This is a genomic window from Pseudomonas sp. IT-P253 (genome assembly GCF_949768125.1).
Classification (GTDB): domain Bacteria; phylum Pseudomonadota; class Gammaproteobacteria; order Pseudomonadales; family Pseudomonadaceae; genus Aquipseudomonas.
Genome location: NZ_CATKPT010000008.1, coordinates 1 through 20,193, shown reverse-complemented (window position 1 = coordinate 20,193; position 20,193 = coordinate 1). Strand labels below are relative to the sequence as shown.

Sequence of the window (20,193 nt, the reverse complement as noted above, 5' to 3'; positions counted from 1 at the left end):
GACGGCGCCTGCCAGAGCCGTAGGTAATGTAGTAAGTTAGGCCGGTGAATATCATGCGAAGCGCGCGCCATTAGCGGAGCTTGCTTCAGAGGGTAGTTAATTGAACGATATGGCAAAGAATCTGATCCTGTGGTTGATCATCGCGGCTGTCCTGGTGACGGTGATGAACAACTTCTCCAGCCCTAACGAGCCGCAGACCCTCAACTATTCCGACTTCATCCAGCAGGTTAAGGATGGCAAGGTCGAGCGCGTGGCGGTTGACGGCTACGTGATTACCGGCAAGCGCAACGATGGCGACAGCTTCAAGACCATTCGTCCTGCAATTACGGATAACGGTCTTATCGGCGATCTCGTGGATAACCACGTCGTAGTCGAAGGCAAGCAGCCTGAACAGCAAAGCATCTGGACTCAACTCCTGGTCGCAAGCTTCCCGATCCTGGTGATCATCGCCGTTTTCATGTTTTTCATGCGGCAGATGCAGGGCGGTGGCGGGGGCAAGGGCGGGCCAATGAGCTTCGGCAAGAGCAAGGCACGCCTTCTTTCCGAAGATCAGGTGAAAACCACCTTGGCCGACGTTGCCGGTTGCGACGAAGCTAAAGAAGAAGTCGGCGAACTGGTCGAGTTCCTGCGTGATCCGGGCAAGTTTCAGCGCCTGGGCGGTCGTATTCCTCGCGGCGTACTGATGGTGGGTCCTCCTGGTACTGGTAAAACCTTGTTGGCCAAGGCGATTGCCGGCGAAGCCAAAGTGCCGTTCTTCACTATTTCCGGTTCCGATTTCGTCGAAATGTTCGTGGGTGTCGGTGCCAGCCGTGTACGTGACATGTTTGAGCAGGCCAAGAAGCATGCTCCATGCATCATCTTCATCGATGAAATCGATGCCGTTGGTCGCCATCGTGGCGCCGGCATGGGTGGCGGTCACGACGAGCGCGAACAGACTCTCAACCAGTTGCTGGTGGAGATGGATGGCTTCGAAATGAATGACGGCATCATCGTCATTGCCGCAACCAACCGTCCGGACGTACTGGACCCTGCGTTGCTGCGTCCAGGCCGTTTCGACCGTCAGGTCGTGGTTGGTCTGCCGGACATTCGTGGTCGGGAGCAGATTCTCAAAGTTCACATGCGTAAAGTGCCGATGGGTGACGACGTTGCTCCGGCTGTGATCGCTCGCGGTACGCCTGGTTTCTCAGGTGCCGACCTGGCAAACCTGGTGAACGAAGCATCGTTGTTTGCTGCTCGTACCGGCAAGCGAATCGTCGAAATGAAAGAGTTCGAACTGGCCAAAGACAAGATCATGATGGGCGCCGAGCGCAAATCCATGGTCATGTCCGAGAAAGAGAAGCAGAACACCGCTTATCACGAAGCGGGCCACGCCATTGTCGGTCGTGTCGTGCCAGAGCATGACCCGGTCTACAAGGTGTCGATCATCCCGCGCGGTCGTGCGCTGGGTGTGACCATGTTCCTTCCGGAAGAAGATCGCTACAGCCTGTCCAAGCGTGCACTGATCAGCCAGATCTGCTCGTTGTACGGCGGTCGTATTGCTGAAGAAATGACTCTGGGCTTCGATGGCGTGACCACTGGTGCGTCCAACGACATCATGCGAGCCAGCCAGATTGCACGGAACATGGTGACCAAGTGGGGGTTGTCGGAAAAACTCGGTCCGTTGATGTATGCCGAAGAAGAGGGTGAAGTATTCCTTGGTCGCGGCGGTGGTGGTCAGAGTGCAAGCTTCTCCGGTGAGACCGCCAAGTTGATCGACTCCGAAGTTCGCAGCATCATTGACCAGTGCTACGGCACGGCCAAACAGATCCTTACGGATAACCGTGACAAGCTCGATGCCATGGCTGATGCCTTGATGAAGTACGAAACGATCGATGCCGATCAGATCGACGACATCATGGCAGGTCGTACGCCTCGCGAACCTCGTGACTGGTCGGGCGGCACCGGTACTTCCGGAACACCTCCGGTGGTGCAGGATGAGCGTCCGGAAACACCGATCGGCGGTCCGGCTGCTGACGTTTAAGGTTTGAAATGACTTTTGTTCAGTCCTCGACCCGGTTGCCTTGCGGCAATCGGGTTCTTGATTTGGCCCAGACGCATGTCATGGGCATTCTCAATGTCACTCCTGACTCCTTCTCTGATGGCGGCCAATACAGCCAGCTCGATGCGGCCCTGCGCCACGCCGAAGCCATGGTGGTGGCTGGCGCGACGCTGATTGATGTCGGTGGTGAGTCGACCCGGCCGGGTGCCAGGGCGGTTTCACCACTCGAAGAGCTGGAGCGCGTAGCCCCCATCGTTGAGCGCATTCATCGCGAACTGGATGTGATCATTTCGGTCGATACCTCCACGCCGTCCGTCATGCGCGAAACCGCACGACTAGGGGCGGGGTTGATCAATGATGTTCGTTCACTGCAGCGCGATGGCGCTCTGGATGCGGCTGCGGCCACAGGTCTGCCGGTCTGTCTGATGCATATGCTCGGTGAGCCGGGCGACATGCAGGACAATCCGCAGTATCAGGACGTTACGAAAGAAGTGGGCGTGTTTCTCGCCGATCGCATGGCTCAGTGTGCCTCGGTGGGGATTCCTGCTGAGCGGATCATCCTTGATCCTGGCTTTGGCTTCGCTAAAACCTTGCAGCACAATCTAAGCCTGTTCAAGCATATGGAAGCCTTGCATGCCTTGGGGCGGCCTCTGTTGGTCGGGGTTTCGCGAAAGAGCATGATCGGCCAGGCCTTGAATCGAGCGGTCGGGGAGCGTCTGTATGGCGGTCTTGCGCTCGCGGCGCTGGCGTCGTTCAAGGGGGCGCGTATATTGCGCGTCCACGATGTAGCCGAAACAGTCGATGTGGTGAGGATGATCGCCGCAGTACAATCATCGGAATAAGAATGATGGAGCGCTTATGACTAAGAAATACTTTGGTACTGACGGCATTCGTGGTCGGGTTGGTGAATATCCGATTACTCCTGACTTCATGCTCAAGCTCGGCTGGGCCGCTGGCATGGCGTTCCGCAAAATGGGTGCGTGCAAAGTGCTGGTGGGCAAGGACACCCGGATTTCCGGTTACATGTTCGAGTCCGCGCTCGAGGCGGGGTTGACGTCGGCGGGCGCTGACGTAATGCTTCTGGGGCCGATGCCGACGCCGGCCATTGCCTATCTGACGCGTACATTTCATGCGGAAGCCGGAATCGTAATCAGCGCCTCGCACAATCCACACGACGACAACGGCATCAAGTTTTTCTCCGGGAAGGGCACCAAACTTCCAGACGAAGTCGAGTTGATGATCGAGGAGTTGCTCGACACCCCGATGACCGTGGTTGAGTCGAGCAAGATCGGCAAGGTGTCGCGAATCAACGATGCCTCGGGTCGTTACATTGAATTCTGCAAGAGCAGTGTGCCGACAGGCACCAACTTCGCTGGCCTGAAAATCGTGGTCGACTGCGCTCATGGCGCGGTCTACAAGGTCGCACCTAGCGTGTTCCGTGAGCTGGGCGCCGATGTTGTCGTGCTGTCCGCGCAACCAAACGGTCTGAACATCAACGAAAACTGCGGTTCGACCCACATGGCTCAGTTGCAGGCTGCCGTGTTGGCTGAGCATGCCGACCTGGGTATCGCGTTTGATGGCGATGGTGACCGGGTTCTGATGGTCGATCACACTGGCGCTGTCGTCGACGGTGACGAACTGCTGTACATCATTGCTCGCGATCTGCAAGACCACGGTAGGTTGCAGGGCGGCGTAGTGGGTACGCTCATGAGTAACCTGGGGCTTGAACTGGCCCTGGCGGATCTATCGATTCCATTTGTCCGTGCCAATGTGGGCGACCGTTATGTGATTGCTGATCTGCTCGAGCGCGACTGGATGGTCGGTGGCGAAAACTCGGGACATATCGTCTGTTTCCATCACACCACTACCGGCGACGCGATCATCGCTGCGCTGCAAGTGCTGATGGCGCTCAAGACTCGCTCCGAAGGGCTGGCGCAAGCCCGTCAGGCGCTGCGCAAATGCCCTCAGGTGTTGATTAACGTGCGTTTCGGAGGGGGTGAGAGCCCGCTCGATCATCCGTTGGTTAAAGAGGCCAGTGAGCGCGTTACCAAGGCGATGGCCGGCCGTGGGCGCGTGTTGTTGCGCAAGTCCGGGACGGAGCCATTGGTGCGTGTAATGGTTGAAGGCGAAGATGAAGCACAGGTTCGCGGCTACGCCGAAGAGCTGGCAAATCTGGTTACTGAAGTTTCTGTCTGATTTCGGCTTGCCAGCCATCATTGTGTTGGGTAACATCTGCGCCCACTTTGACCGACGAGGTACAGCATGCGTCGCCCTATGGTAGCTGGTAACTGGAAGATGCACGGTACCCGCGCCAGCGTCGCTGAGCTGATCAACGGCCTTAGTCATTTGGCCTTGCCGAGCGGTGTTGATGTTGCGGTGTTCCCGCCTTGCTTGCATATCAATCAAGTGATTGATGGTTTGAAAGGAAAGTCGATTTTGGTCGGCGCGCAGAATTCTGCGGTGGAATCCATGCAGGGCGCCTTGACCGGTGAGGTCGCGCCGAGTCAGTTGGTGGATGCAGGTTGTTCCCTTGTGCTTGTCGGGCACTCCGAGCGCCGCCAGATTATGGGCGAGCGAGACGGTATGCTGAATCGCAAGTTCGCAGCGGCACAGGCATGTGGCTTGATTCCGGTGTTGTGCATAGGGGAAACCCTTGAGCAGCGCGAAGCCGGAAAAACTCTTGAGGTTGTCTTGCGTCAGCTGGGCAGTATCATAGAAGAGCTGGGTGTTGGTGCGTTTGCAAAGGCAGTAATCGCTTACGAGCCGGTCTGGGCCATTGGCACCGGGCTGACTGCTTCGCCGCAACAGGCGCAGGATGTGCACGCAGCCATCCGCGCTCAGTTGGCGGCAGAGAATTCTGAAGTCGCGCAAGGTGTGCGGCTTCTATACGGCGGCAGCGTGAAGGCGGCCAATGCGGTCGAACTGTTCGGCATGCCGGATATCGATGGGGGGCTCATTGGTGGAGCGTCCCTGAATGCAGATGAGTTCGGTGCGATTTGTCGCGCCGCGGGAAACTGAAAAAATGCTGGAAACAGTCGTAGTCGTTTTTCATCTGCTGGGTGCATTGGGCGTAGTTGCTCTGGTTTTGCTGCAGCAGGGTAAAGGTGCGGATGCTGGCGCGTCTTTCGGAGCAGGTGCTTCAAATACTGTGTTCGGAAGCCAAGGTTCCTCTACCTTTCTTAGTAAGTTTACTGCTATACTTGCCGCCGGTTTCTTCATAACCAGCTTAGGGTTAGGTTACTTTGCTAAAGAGAAGGCTCACCAGCTGACTCAAGTAGGTTTGCCAAACCCGGCAGTGTTGGAAGTTCCAAAGCAAAAGCCGGCTTCTGATGATGTACCGGTGCTTCAAGAGCAAAAGTCGGCTACTCCAGCGACTGACGTACCTCCAGCTCAAGAGCAAAAGTAAGAAGGGTTTCAAACGTAGTATTGCCGAGGTGGTGGAATTGGTAGACACGCAACCTTGAGGTGGTTGTGCCCATAGGGTGTAGGGGTTCGAGTCCCCTTCTCGGTACCAATTATCAGGAGAGCCCGCTGTTGCGGGCTTTCTTGTAGGTGGAAGGTTACATTGACCCTGTCAGGGATCGGTCGTATACTTCCGCCCCAGCTTTGTCGCGGGGTGGAGCAGTCTGGTAGCTCGTCGGGCTCATAACCCGAAGGTCGTCGGTTCAAATCCGGCCCCCGCAACCAGTTTAAGGAGCCCCTTTTAAGGGGCTTTTTGTTAGCTGGACACTTTCAACGCCGCTATTCAACGGCGTTTCAAGGATGGGCGTTTCGCCCATTTTTTTATTTTGCACAGCATGCACATACATGCACGAGGGGGTTCAGGTGTCGAGCAAGCTAGAAGAGTTGCAGGCCTTGCTGGCCCCGGTGGTCGTGGCCCTAGGCTATGAATGCTGGGGTATTGAGTTTTCGGCTCAAGGTCGCCACTCAATGTTGCGCGTTTATATTGATAAAGAGGGCGGCGTGCTGGTGGACGATTGTGCCATCGTCAGTCGTCAGATCAGTGGTGTCCTGGATGTTGAAGATCCAATCGCCGTTGAATACACCCTTGAAGTTTCCTCGCCTGGCATGGAACGCCCGCTGTTCACTATTGAGCAGTTTGCAAAATTTGCCGGTGAACAAGTGAAGATCAAGCTGCGCTCGCCTTTTGAAGGACGACGCAACTTTCAGGGCCTTCTGCGCGGTGTAGAAGAGCAGGACGTCGTGGTGCAGGTTGAAGACCATGAGTTCCTGTTGCCGATCGATATGATCGACAAGGCCAACATTATTCCCAGTTTTGACTGAGACGCGGATCCCGCGGATCCAATGGCTTGCGAAAGGCGAGGCGTACGATGAGCAAAGAAGTACTGCTGGTTGTTGAGTCGGTATCCAATGAAAAGGGCGTACCGGCAAACGTAATTTTTGAAGCGCTGGAGCTGGCCCTGGCCACTGCTACCAAAAAACGTTTCGAGGACGAAGTCGATCTGCGTGTGGAAATCAATCGCCACACCGGTGCTTACGAGACATTCCGTCGCTGGACGGTCGTCGAAGAAGCAGACCTGGACGATCCGGCCATCGAAACCTGGCCGAGCAAGGTTGCCCAAACGCATCCAGGCGCCCAGGTCGGTGATGTAGTCGAAGAAAAGATCGAATCCATCGAGTTTGGCCGCATCGCTGCACAGACTGCCAAGCAAGTCATCGTGCAGAAAGTTCGCGAAGCCGAGCGTGCTCAAGTCGTTGACGCCTATCGCGAGCGCCTGGGGGAAATCATCTCCGGCACCGTGAAGAAAGTGACCCGCGACAACGTGATCGTCGACCTGGGCAACAACGCTGAGGCGTTGCTGGCTCGTGAAGACATCATTTCTCGCGAAACCTTCCGGGTTGGCGTGCGTCTGCGTGCGCTGCTCAAGGAAATCCGCACCGAGAACCGCGGCCCGCAGCTGATCCTGTCGCGTACCGCGCCGGAAATGCTGATCGAGTTGTTCCGCATCGAAGTGCCGGAAATCGCTGAAGGCCTGATCGAAGTAATGGCCGCCTCCCGTGACCCGGGTTCGCGCGCCAAGATCGCGGTCCGCTCCAAGGACAAACGCATTGATCCGCAAGGCGCTTGCATCGGTATGCGCGGTTCGCGCGTCCAGGCAGTGTCCGGCGAATTGGGCGGCGAGCGTGTGGACATCGTCCTGTGGGACGATAACCCGGCTCAGTTTGTGATCAATGCAATGTCGCCAGCTGAAGTGGCGGCAATTATCGTTGACGAAGATGCCCATGCAATGGACATCGCCGTCGGCGCAGACAATCTGGCTCAGGCCATCGGTCGTGGTGGTCAGAACGTGCGTCTGGCTAGCCAGTTGACTGGTTGGACCCTGAACGTGATGACCGAATCGGACATCCAGGCTAAGCAGCAAGCAGAAACCGGCGACATCCTGCGCAACTTCATCGACGAGCTGGAAGTCGACGAAGACCTGGCACAGGTGCTGGTAGATGAAGGCTTCACCAGCCTGGAAGAGATTGCCTACGTACCGTTGGAAGAAATGCTCAACATCGACGGCTTTGACGAAGAAACCGTCAACGAGCTTCGTGCTCGTGCCAAGGATCGTTTGTTGACCAAAGCCATCGCTACTGAGGAAAAGCTGGCAGACGCCCATCCGGCCGAAGACCTGCTCTCGCTTGAGGGTATGGACAAGGATTTGGCGATGGAACTGGCGGTGCGCGGCGTAATTACCCGCGAAGACCTGGCCGAGCAGTCTATTGACGACCTGCTCGACATCGACGGCATTGACGATGATCGTGCCGGCAAGTTGATCATGGCCGCCCGAGCCCACTGGTTCGAGTAATTAGGCGCGGCCTGAGGAGAGAAGTGCATGACGCAAGTCACGGTGAAACAACTGGCCGATGAGGTCAAAACACCGGTAGAGCGCCTGTTGCAGCAGATGCGTGAGGCAGGTCTGCCGCACACCGCCGCCGAAGAACATGTGACTGACAGTGAGAAGCAATCTTTGCTGACTCACTTGAAAAGCAGCCACAAGGCGAAAGTGGAAGAACCACGCAAGATCACGCTGCAGCGTAAAACCACCAGCACCCTGCGTGTTGCTGGCAGCAAAAGCATCAGCGTTGAAGTCCGTAAAAAGAAAGTTTTCGTACAGCGCAGTCCGGAAGAAATCGAAGCCGAGCGCAAACGCGAACTGGACGAACGTCGCGCAGTAGAAAATGCTGCTCGTCAGAAGGCTGAAGAAGAAGCCAAGCGTCGCGCCGAAGAAGAAGCGCGTCGCCAGCCTGCTGCTGCGCGAACCGCTACTACCGACGCTGTCGCAGCACCTGCTGCGGTTGCCGAGCCAGTGCGTGAAAGCGCTCCGGTTATGGCTGCTGCACCGGCATCGGCACCGTCTGCCGATGCTCGCAAGCAGAACGAACAGCGCCGTCCGGACAAACCACGTGCCGACGATAACAGTCGTCGTGGCAGTGGCGATGGTGAGCGCAAAAACGCTCCGCATCGTGCTTCGGTCAAAGAGAAAGCGCCTGCTCCACGGGTTGCGCCACGTACTACCGACGAAGAAAGCGATGGCTTCCGTCGCGGTGGTCGCGGCAAGGCCAAGCTGAAGAAACGCAACGCTCACGGTTTCCAGAGCCCAACCGGCCCTGTAGTGCGCGAAGTGAAGATCGGCGAGACCATCACTGTTGGCGATCTCGCCCAGCAGATGTCGGTCAAGGCTGCTGAAATCATCAAGTTCATGTTCAAACTGGGTACTCCAGCGACCATCAACCAGGTACTGGATCAGGAAACTGCTCAGCTTGTGGCCGAGGAATTGGGCCACAAAGTGACCCTGGTCAGCGACACCGCCCTGGAAGATTCCCTGGCCGAGTCCCTGAAGTTTGAAGGTGAGTCGTTCTCCCGTGCACCAGTCGTGACCGTAATGGGCCACGTTGACCACGGTAAGACCTCGCTGCTCGACTACATCCGTCGTGCCAAGGTAGCTGCTGGCGAAGCCGGTGGTATCACCCAGCACATCGGTGCGTACCACGTTGAAACTGACCGCGGTATGGTGACGTTCCTCGACACCCCAGGTCACGCCGCGTTTACCGCCATGCGTGCCCGTGGTGCCAAGGCGACCGACATCGTGATCCTGGTGGTTGCAGCGGACGACGGCGTAATGCCGCAGACCGTTGAAGCCGTTCAGCACGCCAAGGCTGCCGGTGTTCCGCTGGTTGTTGCAGTGAACAAGATCGACAAGCCGGGCGCCGATCTCGATCGCATCCGTAGCGAACTGTCGGTTCACGGCGTGACCTCGGAAGAGTGGGGCGGCGACACCCCGTTCGTATCGGTTTCGGCGAAAGTCGGTACTGGTGTGGACGAGTTGCTCGAAGCTGTCCTGCTGCAAGCCGAAGTTCTCGAACTGAAAGCGACTCCTTCGGCTCCTGGCCGTGGCGTTGTGGTTGAATCGCGTCTCGACAAAGGTCGTGGCCCGGTTGCAACCGTTCTGGTTCAAGACGGTACCCTGCGCCAAGGCGACATGGTGCTGGTCGGTTCGAACTATGGCCGCGTTCGCGCCATGCTCGACGAGAACGGCAAGCCAATTAAAGAAGCCGGTCCTTCCATCCCTGTCGAGATCCTCGGCCTGGACGGTACTCCGGATGCTGGCGACGAGATGAGCGTGGTTGCCGACGAGAAGAAAGCCCGTGAAGTGGCTCTGTTCCGTCAAGGCAAGTTCCGCGAAGTCAAACTGGCCCGTGCTCACGCTGGCAAGCTTGAAAACATCTTCGAGAACATGGGTCAGGAAGAGAAGAAGACGCTCAACATCGTCCTCAAATCTGACGTCCGTGGTTCGCTGGAAGCGTTGAACGGTGCCTTGAATGGCCTGGGTAACGACGAAGTGCAAGTGCGTGTTGTCGGTGGCGGTGTCGGTGGTATCACCGAGTCCGACGCCAACCTGGCACTGGCCTCCAATGCTGTACTGTTCGGCTTCAACGTGCGTGCCGATGCTGGCGCTCGCAGGATCGTCGAGCAGGAAGGTCTGGATATGCGTTACTACAACGTGATCTACGACATCATTGAAGACGTCAAGAAAGCCCTCACCGGTATGCTGGGCAGCGATGTTCGCGAGAACATCCTGGGTACCGCTGAAGTGCGTGACGTGTTCCGTTCGCCGAAGTTCGGCGCGATCGCCGGTTGCATGGTTATCGAAGGTGTTGTTCACCGTAACCGTCCAATCCGTGTACTGCGTGAAGACATCGTTATCTTCGAAGGCGAGCTGGAATCCCTGCGCCGCTTCAAGGATGACGCTTCCGAAGTACGTGCCGGCATGGAATGCGGTATCGGCGTGAAGAGCTACAACGACGTCAAAGTCGGTGACAAGATCGAAGTCTTCGAGAAGGTTCAGGTTGCTCGCAGCCTCTAACTCGCGCACTTCAAGAGCCGTGATGGCCAGCCGCATGCAGTTGCGCGGCGCATCAGCAGGACTCTAAACGCAACGCCCGGTCTGGCTTTTGTCAGGCCGGGCGTTTGCCGCTTTCAGACCCCACGGGTTTCACCGTGAGGCAGTAACAGGTAACAAGACATGGCAAAAGAATACAGCCGTACCCAACGTATCGGCGATCAGATGCAGCGTGAGCTGGCACAGCTGATCCGTCGTGAAGTCAAAGACCCGCGCGTCGGCCTGGTCACCATTACCGCTGTTGAAGTCAGCCGTGACGTCGGTCACGCCAAGATTTTCATCACCGTGATGGGGCAGGACAACGCCGAAGACATCGCGCAAAGCATCAAGGTGCTCAACTCCGCCGCCGGTTTCCTGCGCATGCAGTTGGCCCGTGAGATGAAGTTGCGCAGCGTTCCACAGTTGCACTTCCACTACGACGAAAGCGTCGTGCGTGGTGCGCACCTGTCGGCGCTGATCGAGCGTGCGGTGGCTGAAGACAATCAGCACCCGGTGGCGGCTGAAGCCGAAGACACCAAGGAGTAATCGGTGGCTCAGGTCAAACGTATCCGTCGTAACGTCAGCGGTATCATCCTGCTCGACAAACCGCTGGGGTTCACCTCCAATGCCGCGTTGCAGAAGGTCCGCTGGTTGCTGAACGCCGAGAAGGCCGGACACACCGGCAGTCTCGATCCGCTGGCCACCGGTGTGCTGCCGTTGTGCTTTGGTGAAGCCACCAAGTTCTCGCAATACCTGCTCGATTCCGACAAGGCTTATGAAACCCTGGCGCAACTGGGCAAGACCACCACCACGGCTGATGCCGAAGGTGAAGTTTTGCAGGAACGCCCGGTGACCGTTGGTCGCGCCGATGTCGAAGCGGTGCTGCCCAATTTTCGTGGGCAAATCAGTCAGATACCGCCGATGTACTCGGCACTCAAGCGTGATGGTCAACCGCTGTACAAGTTGGCTCGTGCAGGCGAAGTAGTGGAGCGTGAACCGCGTTCTGTTACTATTGCGCGCTTGGAATTGCTGGCCTTCGAAGGTGATACTGCGCGGCTTGCGGTGGATTGCAGCAAAGGCACCTATATCCGCACCCTGGTGGAGGACATTGGTGAGCAACTCGGTTGTGGCGCTTACGTCGCTGAATTGCGACGTACCCAGGCCGGGCCTTTCACGCTGGCGCAAACTGTCACGCTTGAAGAGCTGGAAGCCGTACATGCCGAAGGCGGTAACGAAGCGGTCGACCGCTTCTTGATGCCATCCGACAGCGGCCTGCTGGATTGGCCACTGTTGCAGTTCTCGGAGCACAGCTCGTTCTACTGGCTTAACGGCCAACCGGTACGAGCCCCGGACGCGCCGAAGTTCGGCATGGTGCGGGTACAGGATCACAACGGTCGCTTCATCGGTATCGGTGAAGTGAGCGAAGACGGGCGCATCGCGCCGCGTCGACTGATTCGGTCAGAATGACCGGAAGAGGGTGGCTGTTAACAGGCACGGTCACTACTCATTTTTAGATACAGGGATTTGTCCCTGGCCTGTTGAAGCTGTTTCTTTGAAACAGTTTCCTGATAAAAGGATTGCCTCATGGCTCTCGACGTTCAAGAAAAAGCTCAAATCGTAGCTGACTACCAGCAAGCTGTTGGTGACACTGGTTCGCCAGAAGTGCAAGTTGCACTGCTGACTCACAACATCAACAAGCTGCAAGGTCACTTCAAGGCCAACGGTAAAGATCACCACTCCCGTCGTGGTCTGATCCGCATGGTAAACCAGCGTCGTAAGCTGCTGGACTACCTGAAAGGCAAGGATCTGGGTCGTTATCAGGCTCTGATCGGTCGCCTGGGTCTGCGTCGCTAATAAGCGATTGCGCTAGAGGTTGGTTGTCTGTCGTACGCCAGTGGGTTTCCCGCTGGCGCATGGCAGGCTCCCAGCCTCAAGTTTTATCTGGATATACGTTTTACTCTGGACAGGCGTTGGGCCGATTCCCGACATTGCCCAAGAATTTCGCAAGAAGACAAGTTCCCCAAGAGCCACAAAAGAAGGTAGGACACCGTGAACCCGGTAATCAAAAAATTCCAGTTCGGTCAGTCGACCGTTACCCTCGAGACTGGCCGCATCGCCCGTCAGGCCTCCGGCGCAGTATTGGTCACCGTTGACGACGACGTCAGCGTATTGGTGACCGTAGTCGGTGCCAAACAAGCCGATCCAGGCAAGGGCTTCTTCCCTCTGTCCGTTCACTACCAGGAAAAGACTTACGCTGCCGGTAAGATCCCTGGCGGTTTCTTCAAGCGCGAAGGCCGTCCTTCCGAGAAAGAAACCCTGACTTCCCGACTGATCGACCGTCCGATCCGTCCGCTGTTCCCAGAAGGCTTCATGAACGAAGTGCAGGTTGTCTGCACCGTCGTTTCCACCAGCAAGAAGACCGATCCGGACATCGCTGCGATGATCGGTACCTCGGCCGCCCTGGCCATCTCCGGCATTCCTTTCGATGGCCCGATCGGCGCTGCCCGCGTTGCGTTCCACGAAAGCACCGGCTACCTGCTGAACCCGACTTACGAACAACTGAAAGCATCGAGCCTGGACATGGTCGTTGCCGGTACTTCGGAAGCCGTGTTGATGGTTGAATCGGAAGCCAAAGAGCTGACCGAAGACCAGATGCTGGGCGCGGTACTGTTTGCTCACGACGAGTTCCAGGTTGTGATCAACGCTGTTAAAGAACTGGCTGCCGAAGCTGCCAAGCCGACCTGGGCCTGGGCTCCACAGCCTGAAGCCACTGCTCTGCTGGGCGCTATCCGTGCCGAGTTCGGCGACGCGATCTCCCAGGCTTACACCATCACCATCAAGGCCGACCGTTACGCTCGTCTGGGCGAACTGAAAGACCAGGTGGTTGCCAAGTTGTCCGGTGAGGAAGGCCAGCCTTCGTCCAGCGAAGTCAAAGCTGCTTTCGGCGAAATCGAATACCGCACCGTTCGCGAAAACATCGTTAACGGCAAGCCACGTATCGACGGCCGCGACACCAAGACCGTACGTCCTTTGAACATCGAAGTCGGTGTTCTGCCAAAGACCCACGGTTCGGCGCTGTTCACCCGTGGCGAAACACAGGCTCTGGTAGTCGCGACGCTGGGTACTGCCCGTGACGCACAACTGCTGGACACCCTGGAAGGCGAGAAAAAAGACCCGTTCATGCTGCACTACAACTTCCCTCCGTTCTCGGTAGGTGAGTGTGGTCGCATGGGTGGCGCTGGTCGTCGCGAAATCGGTCACGGCCGTCTGGCTCGTCGTTCGGTTCAGGCCATGCTGCCTGCTGCCGACGTGTTCCCGTACACCATCCGTGTTGTGTCGGAAATCACCGAGTCCAACGGTTCGAGCTCCATGGCTTCGGTCTGCGGCGCTTCCCTGGCACTGATGGACGCCGGCGTTCCAATGAAGGCACCGGTTGCCGGTATCGCCATGGGTCTGGTTAAAGAAGGCGAGAAATTCGCCGTCCTGACCGACATCCTGGGTGACGAAGATCACTTGGGCGACATGGACTTCAAAGTAGCCGGTACCGCCAAAGGTGTGACCGCGCTGCAGATGGACATCAAGATCAAAGGCATCACCGAAGAAATCATGGAAATCGCTCTGGGCCAAGCCCTGGAAGCGCGCCTGAACATTCTCGGTCAGATGAACCAGATCATTGGCCAGTCGCGTACCGAGCTGTCGGAAAACGCTCCGACCATGATCGCGATGAAAATCGACACCGACAAAATCCGTGATGTCATCGGTAAAGGCGGCGCGACCATTCGTGCGATCTGTGAAGAGACCAAGGCTTCGATCGACATCGAAGACGACGGTTCGATCAAGATCTTCGGCGAAACCAAGGAAGCGGCTGAAGCAGCACGCCAGCGCGTTCTGGGCATCACCGCAGAAGCAGAAATCGGCAAAATCTACGTCGGTAAGGTTGAGCGCATCGTCGACTTCGGCGCATTCGTCAACATCCTGCCTGGCAAGGACGGTCTGGTACACATCTCGATGCTGAGCGACGCTCGTGTCGAGAAAGTGACCGACATCCTGAAAGAAGGCCAGGAAGTGGAAGTTCTGGTACTGGACGTGGACAACCGCGGCCGTATCAAGCTGTCCATCAAAGACGTAGCAGCAGCCAAGGCTTCGGGCGTTTAATCACCCCCGCGCCTGACCGCTGAACAACAAGACGCCCCGACTGGTTCGGGGCGTTTTGCTGTCTGGAGAAAAATCAAAAAATCTTAACGGTGTACAAAGTTGCCTGACTCTACGGTCAGTGCTAGGTTTAGCCCACGGCCCGTGTAGCTCAGTTGGTAGAGCAGCGCACTCGTAACGCGAAGGTCGCAGGTTCAATTCCTGTCTCGGGCACCAGCGACACCTTGTTTTCAGACGATCCCGAATGGTTCTGAAGGCCAGACAAACCGGGCTTTAAACGGTTTTTTTGCGTCAGAGAGATCCTTGATGATCCAGATCCATCTTCCATTCCCCAGATCAAAGAGAACGCCATGACCGTTAAAGAATTGACCCAAGAAGCCAGACACGAAGAAGCGCTCAAAAAGTACGCACTAGACGCGCACGAGTTGATGGAAGAGATCAAGGACTTGCCTGCCGATGATCAGAAGGACCAGATCCAGTGGGCATTCGAGGATGAGGCGGAAGCTCAGGGCTTGCAGCCTTGGGAGCTGACGCTCAAGTACACCTCGACCCCGGAAGAGTTCGAGGCGAAGCGCCTGGAATTGCATAAAGAGGCGGCCGAGGTGCTGGGCGTCGAGTGGGAAGAGTACTGCGAGATGAACAATCTGGTGGTCTGAAAAAACACCAGCCGACATTGTAGGAGCGAGCTTGCTCGCGATGGGCTAAAGAGCGCCGCGTTTAGCCAGTAAACACGCGTTATCGTTAACGACCATCGCGAGCAAGCTCGCTCCCACAGTGGAGCACAGGCAGGCGTTTGATCAGAGGCTCAGACGCATCGACAGGTCCACAGCCTTCACATCCTTGGTCATCGCGCCAATCGAAATGTAATCCACCCCGGTGTCGGCGATGGGCAGCAGCGTGCTTTCGTTGATGCCACCGCTGGCCTCCAGCTTCGCCTTGCCCGCGTTCAGACGAACGGCTTCACGCATGTCATCCAGGCTCAGTTCGTCGAGCATGATGATGTCTGCACCAGCGGCCAGCGCCTCTTTCAGCTCACCCAGGCTCTCTACTTCGATTTCTACAGGTTTGCCTGGGGCAATCTTGTGCGCGGCCTTAATGGCCTCGGCAATGCCACCGCAGGCGGCAATATGGTTTTCCTTGATCAGAAACGCGTCATACAGGCCGATGCGGTGATTGTGGCAGCCGCCACAGGTCACGGCGTACTTCTGGGCCAGGCGCAGGCCCGGGAGGGTTTTGCGGGTGTCGAGCAGCTTCACCTGGGTCCCGGCAACGAAATCCGCCAGGTATTGCGCGCGCGTGGCCACGCCAGAGAGCAATTGCAGGAAGTTCAGCGCACAGCGTTCACCGGTCAGTAGCGAGCGTGCCGGGCCTTCGAGGTGGAACAGCGCCTGATTAGGTTTCACCCGTTCACCGTCGCGCACCTGCCAGTGCACCGCTACACGCGGGTCCAGCTGTCGGAATACTGCATCGACCCACGCTGTGCCGCTGATGACAGCGTCGTCCCGGGTAATGATGGTGGCTTTGGCCAGCCGTTCGGCCGGGATCAGCTGCGCGGTGATGTCGCCGCTGCCGATGTCTTCGAGCAACGCACGGCGCACGTTGGCTTCGATTTCGGCGGTCAAATCGGCGAGACGTAGATTCGGCATAACGGACTCCACAAACAAAGTGGCTCGATTATAGGGCCATGGCGCAGGGCAACCCAAGGCATCCGCGTGGTTCAGATCGCTCTGAAGTCTGCATTTGGTCGATTCCCTGGAGAAATCGGCCTGCGCAACGGTCATTCGTAAGTGTCTATTTCCAGGAGGCGTGCAGAGTCTGCTGGTACAAGTGACACCTTTTGCAGATAATTCGCCTTGCGTTTGACGTCATGACTTTGACGTTTCTCGCTTTACCAACCCACTCCCCGTGTCAGGAGGCTGGATGCACAACGACGGGAAAGTAGTGCCTTTGCACAGGGCCACTGCCGATCAGGCGATTCCTTCGCCGCTCGCCCGCCTGCCTGTGATTCTGCTTCAGGTTCGCGACAAGGCTGAGCAGCAGCTCAGGCGTGGTTTGCAGGATCTGTTCGACAACGCCGACGATACCCTGTTTGAAATGGCTGATCGTGCTCGCAATGGTGTTGAGCGGCATCTTTTCTTCGAGGCCATGCGCGACCTGCGCCTCAAGCGAAAAAGCATCGAACGGGTCTTTCTCGAGCAATTCTTCGATGCGTTTGTCAGCCTCACTCCCCTCGACATCACTCAAGCAACCCTGCCACGGGCATTGGCCGTCGAATCCTCGATGTCGCCACCTAATGACGACCTGGAGCGCAACGTGGCGGTGGACGCCATGGTCAGCAAAGTACTGAACCGCGACGGTTTCGCCCTTGACCAACTGACTGCGCGACTCAGCGCATTGCTGGGCAAGCCACTGGCCGATCGACACAACCCCTTGGGACCGGCGATGCTCTGCGAGTACTTCTTGCAGGCCGGGCGTAATCTGGGCGTGGAGATCAAGGTCAAGTTGATCATCCTCAAACTGTTCGAACGTTATGTCCTCAGTGATGCCAATCAGCTCTATGCCGACGCTAATCAACTGCTGATCGCCACTGGCGTGCTGCCCGACCTCAAGCCCGCCCCCGCGCGCAGGGCCACGGATCGTGCGACCGCCAGTGTTCGTACTGACACGGCGCAGGCCAGCGCCCGCTCAAACGGAACGCAGATCGACGACGGTGTGCACGCCGTCTTTGCGGCTTTGCAAGAGCTGCTGCGCCATGTGCGCGGCAGTGTCGCACCGACGCTCGAAGTCAGTGCCCAGACCCAGCCGATTTCCACCCGCGACCTGTTGCGGCTGCTCTCGCACTTGCAGCAATACGTGCCGGCGCCAGCGGCCCAGGACGATTTTGACCTGCGAAACCAGCTCGAACAATTGCTGACCAGGATCAGCGTCAAAAGCGGCAAGTCGCGCGTTGTCGAGGTGGCCGACGAAGATGTGATCAATCTGATCGCCCTGCTTTTCGAACGCATTCTCGACGACCGCAACCTGCCTGATTCCCTCAAGGCGTTGATCGGCCGATTGCAGATCCCGATGCTCAAGGTCGCGGTGCTCGACAAGAGCTTCTTCAGCCGCAGCAGTCACCCGGCCCGGCGCCTGCTCAACGAAATCGCCACGGCCGCGATGGGCTGGGGCGAGTGCGATGACCATGAACGCGACAGCCTGTATTTGCGCATCGAGCAAGTGGTGCAGCGCTTGTTGGATGATTTTGTCGATGACCCGGCGATCTTTTCAGAACTGCTGGCGGATTTTCTCGCGTTCACCAGCGACGAGCGCCGGCGCAGCGATCTGCTGGAGCAGCGAACCCGAGACGCCGAAGAGGGGCGCGTCAGAACCGAAATGGCCCGCCAACGCGTCGAGCAGGTGCTGAATCAGGCGTTGCAGGGAAAAGTCTTGCCACAGCGCGTCGTGGTATTTGTCCGGGACGCCTGGAGCAACGTGCTGCTGCTGACTTGCCTCAAACACGGCGATGACTCAGCCGAGTGGCATGCTGATGTGCAAACCATGGAGCAACTGATCTGGAGTGTGCAGCGTCATGATGAACCCGGTGCGAGCCTGCGTTTGTTGGCGCTGGTGCCGGGCTTGCTCAAGTCATTGCGTGACGGGCTGAACGGTTCGGCGTTCGATCCGTTCGCCACCGGTGAGTTTTTCAGCGAGCTGGAAAGCTTGCACGTTCAGTTGTTCGAGCGTCCGCGGCAGGCACTTGAACAGGCAGGGAATGAACCGGTGATGATCGAGGTGAGGGAAGCCGACTTTCTGCGAACGGCCGACGAAGGCCCGGTGGAGGCTGCCTCGATCCGTTTGCCGGAGGACGATGCGGGTTTGCTTCAGGTCGGTCGCCTGCGTCTGGGCTGCTGGGTCGAGTTCAAGGAAGACGAGGAACACACCCTTCGCTGCAAACTGGCGGCGGTCATCGATGCCAGCGGCAAGTACATTTTCGTCGACCGTACCGGGATGAAAGTGCAGGAGCGCAGTCGCACCGACCTGGCTCTGGAGTTCCGCCATGGCACGGTGCGCGCGCTCGACGACACGTTGTTGTTCGACCGGGCCCTGGATTCGGTGATCGACCACCTGCGGCGCCTCAATCACGGCAAGTGATCGCGCGCCGAGGGTCTATCGCGGCATACTGGGGGCAACGCAGTCGTCATAGAAGGAACCTGTATGCAGTTGGACCCCGCGAGCGGTTGGTGTCAGGGCGTGTGTGTATGCCCCTCGCCCAACTACAATGCGCGCCCCTCGGGCGAAATTTCCCTGCTGGTGATCCACAACATCAGCCTGCCGCCGGCGCAGTTCGCCACCGGCAAGGTGCAGGAATTTTTCCAGAATCGTCTGGATGTCATGGAGCACCCTTACTTTGAAGGGATTGCTGACCTGCGGGTATCTGCGCACTTTTTGATCGAACGTGACGGCACCGTCACTCAGTTTGTCTCGTGCCTTGAACGCGCCTGGCACGCCGGCGTCTCCAGTTTCGAAGGGCGGGAAACCTGTAACGATTTTTCCGTGGGCATCGAGCTTGAAGGCACGGATGATCTACCGTTCACTGACGCACAGTATCGAGCGTTGACAGCCTTGACCCGGCAGTTGCAAAACGCTTTCCCGGCCATCACCGCACAGCGTATTTGCGGGCATAGCGACATTGCACCTGGGCGCAAAACAGATCCGGGACCGGCGTTCGACTGGGCACGCTATCGTGCCGTCCTGGCAAAAGAGGAACAACAATGAGTTTTCTTGTGCTGCTGTTGGCCGTCTGGATCGAGAAGTTCTCGGCGCTGCGCCATCGGGTTCAACGTGATGGTGGTTGGGTACGCGAGTTGAACAAGCTTGAGTCCAGCCCACGCCTGGCGAAAAGTCCGTGGCTGGTCCTGGTAGTGCTGGTGTTGTTGCCGGTGGCGTTGCTGGGTTTGTTGCTGGTGGTGCTGGACCCGGTGGCCTACGGTCTGCTGGTGTTGCCGCTGCATTTGCTGGTGGTGATTTACAGTTTGGGACGCGGTGATCTGTTGGCCGGCCTGGGGCCCTTCCGTGATGCCTGGCGCCGGGAAGACCTGCAAGCTGCCGCCCATGTTGCGCAACGCGACGTGGGTATTTGCGCCGACGATGGCGAGCAATTGCTGGAACGGGTCGAAGGGCATCTGTTGTGGGAGGCCTATCAAAGCTTTTTCGCGGTGATTTTCTGGTACTTCCTGCTGGGGCCCGTCGCGGCATTGAGCTATCGACTGCTGGCCCTGGCCGAAGAACACGGGCAGAACCCCGCTGTGGTCGAGCGTGCCGCAAAGCTGCGTCACGCGTTCGATTGGGTGCCGGTGCGCCTGCTGGCAGTGAGTTTTGCGCTAGTGGGCAACTTTGTTGCGGTCGGCCGGGTGATGTTGCACGAATTGCTGAACTGGAACATCAGCGCCGCCCAATTGATCGAAAAGGTCGGGATGGTGGCCGGTGAAATCCCGGCGCCGGTGGTCGGGCCCGACGGCATCAACAACCTGGACCGGATCTGGGAACTGCTGCTGCGAGCCGCGGTGCTCTGGTACGCCGGGTTCGCATTGTGGACGGTCCTTCCCTAAACACACCGCCCCCGGCGCTGCTAGTGTC

Annotated in this window: 17 protein-coding genes and 3 tRNA genes; 19 read left to right on the top strand and 1 reads right to left on the bottom strand. The window is 57.8% G+C overall.

Translation table 11 applies throughout. The annotated features are described in order from the left end of the window. The first annotated feature begins 109 nt into the window (after positions 1–109). The 16 genes from ftsH to ACM6IR_RS04250 all read left to right on the top strand — a co-directional run bounded on the left by ftsH (position 110) and on the right by ACM6IR_RS04250 (position 15,233). Positions 110–2,020 (top strand): ATP-dependent zinc metalloprotease FtsH, encoded by a 1,911-nt coding sequence (gene ftsH / locus ACM6IR_RS04325; protein WP_414906544.1) that lies wholly within the window; start codon positions 110–112, stop codon positions 2,018–2,020. Positions 2,021–2,028: 8 nt separating this feature from the next. Continuing rightward, the gene (gene folP / locus ACM6IR_RS04320) at positions 2,029–2,880 is read left to right on the top strand and encodes a dihydropteroate synthase (protein ID WP_414906543.1); all 852 of its coding nucleotides are present in this window, start codon (positions 2,029–2,031) and stop codon (positions 2,878–2,880) included. Between the two features lie 16 nt (positions 2,881–2,896). After that, positions 2,897–4,234 (top strand): phosphoglucosamine mutase, encoded by a 1,338-nt coding sequence (glmM, locus tag ACM6IR_RS04315; RefSeq protein ID WP_414906542.1) that lies wholly within the window; start codon positions 2,897–2,899, stop codon positions 4,232–4,234. Between the two features lie 66 nt (positions 4,235–4,300). Further along, positions 4,301–5,056 (top strand): triose-phosphate isomerase, encoded by a 756-nt coding sequence (gene tpiA / locus ACM6IR_RS04310; RefSeq protein WP_414906541.1) that lies wholly within the window; start codon positions 4,301–4,303, stop codon positions 5,054–5,056. Positions 5,057–5,060: 4 nt separating this feature from the next. Then, positions 5,061–5,444: a preprotein translocase subunit SecG gene (gene secG, locus ACM6IR_RS04305; protein WP_201194393.1), complete on the top strand. Its 384-nt coding sequence runs from the start codon at positions 5,061–5,063 to the stop codon at positions 5,442–5,444. A 22-nt stretch (positions 5,445–5,466) separates the two neighbouring features. Further along, a tRNA-Leu gene (locus tag ACM6IR_RS04300) sits at positions 5,467–5,552 on the top strand. A 96-nt stretch (positions 5,553–5,648) separates the two neighbouring features. Next, a tRNA-Met gene (locus tag ACM6IR_RS04295) sits at positions 5,649–5,725 on the top strand. 138 nt (positions 5,726–5,863) lie between these two features. Continuing rightward, entirely contained in the window at positions 5,864–6,322 is a 459-nt protein-coding gene (gene rimP, locus ACM6IR_RS04290) for a ribosome maturation factor RimP (protein WP_010463487.1), read from the top strand. Between the two features lie 47 nt (positions 6,323–6,369). After that, a complete protein-coding gene (nusA, locus tag ACM6IR_RS04285; RefSeq protein ID WP_414906540.1) occupies positions 6,370–7,851 on the top strand; it encodes a transcription termination factor NusA in 1,482 nt (493 codons plus the stop codon). A 27-nt stretch (positions 7,852–7,878) separates the two neighbouring features. Continuing rightward, on the top strand, positions 7,879–10,410 hold the full coding sequence (infB, locus tag ACM6IR_RS04280; protein WP_414906539.1) for a translation initiation factor IF-2: 2,532 nt from the start codon (positions 7,879–7,881) through the stop codon (positions 10,408–10,410). 159 nt (positions 10,411–10,569) lie between these two features. Continuing rightward, positions 10,570–10,971, top strand: coding sequence for a 30S ribosome-binding factor RbfA (gene rbfA, locus ACM6IR_RS04275; protein WP_008149016.1), 402 nt, complete (start codon positions 10,570–10,572; stop codon positions 10,969–10,971). A gap of 3 nt (positions 10,972–10,974) precedes the next feature. Beyond that, positions 10,975–11,892: a tRNA pseudouridine(55) synthase TruB gene (gene truB / locus ACM6IR_RS04270; RefSeq protein ID WP_201114932.1), complete on the top strand. Its 918-nt coding sequence runs from the start codon at positions 10,975–10,977 to the stop codon at positions 11,890–11,892. A 117-nt stretch (positions 11,893–12,009) separates the two neighbouring features. Then, entirely contained in the window at positions 12,010–12,279 is a 270-nt protein-coding gene (rpsO, locus tag ACM6IR_RS04265) for a 30S ribosomal protein S15 (protein ID WP_003176135.1), read from the top strand. Between the two features lie 195 nt (positions 12,280–12,474). Then, entirely contained in the window at positions 12,475–14,580 is a 2,106-nt protein-coding gene (gene pnp, locus ACM6IR_RS04260) for a polyribonucleotide nucleotidyltransferase (protein WP_414906538.1), read from the top strand. Positions 14,581–14,717: 137 nt separating this feature from the next. Next, positions 14,718–14,793: transfer RNA gene (locus tag ACM6IR_RS04255), tRNA-Thr, on the top strand. 134 nt (positions 14,794–14,927) lie between these two features. Next, positions 14,928–15,233, top strand: a complete 306-nt coding sequence (locus ACM6IR_RS04250) for a DUF6388 family protein (protein ID WP_414906537.1) — start codon at positions 14,928–14,930, stop codon at positions 15,231–15,233. A 141-nt stretch (positions 15,234–15,374) separates the two neighbouring features. Here ACM6IR_RS04250 and nadC read toward each other — a convergent pair whose 3' ends face one another. Next, positions 15,375–16,223, bottom strand: a complete 849-nt coding sequence (gene nadC / locus ACM6IR_RS04245) for a carboxylating nicotinate-nucleotide diphosphorylase (protein ID WP_414906536.1) — start codon at positions 16,221–16,223, stop codon at positions 15,375–15,377. 274 nt (positions 16,224–16,497) lie between these two features. On the opposite strand from nadC, the gene ACM6IR_RS04240 reads away from it, so the two are divergent. The 3 genes from ACM6IR_RS04240 to ampE all read left to right on the top strand — a co-directional run bounded on the left by ACM6IR_RS04240 (position 16,498) and on the right by ampE (position 20,165). Further along, entirely contained in the window at positions 16,498–18,708 is a 2,211-nt protein-coding gene (locus ACM6IR_RS04240; RefSeq protein ID WP_414906535.1) for a DUF1631 domain-containing protein, read from the top strand. A 63-nt stretch (positions 18,709–18,771) separates the two neighbouring features. After that, the gene (gene ampD / locus ACM6IR_RS04235; protein WP_414906534.1) at positions 18,772–19,332 is read left to right on the top strand and encodes a 1,6-anhydro-N-acetylmuramyl-L-alanine amidase AmpD; all 561 of its coding nucleotides are present in this window, start codon (positions 18,772–18,774) and stop codon (positions 19,330–19,332) included. Continuing rightward, positions 19,329–20,165, top strand: coding sequence for a regulatory signaling modulator protein AmpE (gene ampE, locus ACM6IR_RS04230; RefSeq protein WP_414906533.1), 837 nt, complete (start codon positions 19,329–19,331; stop codon positions 20,163–20,165). Before ampD ends, ampE begins: the two co-directional genes overlap by 4 nt. Positions 20,166–20,193: the final 28 nt, after the last annotated feature.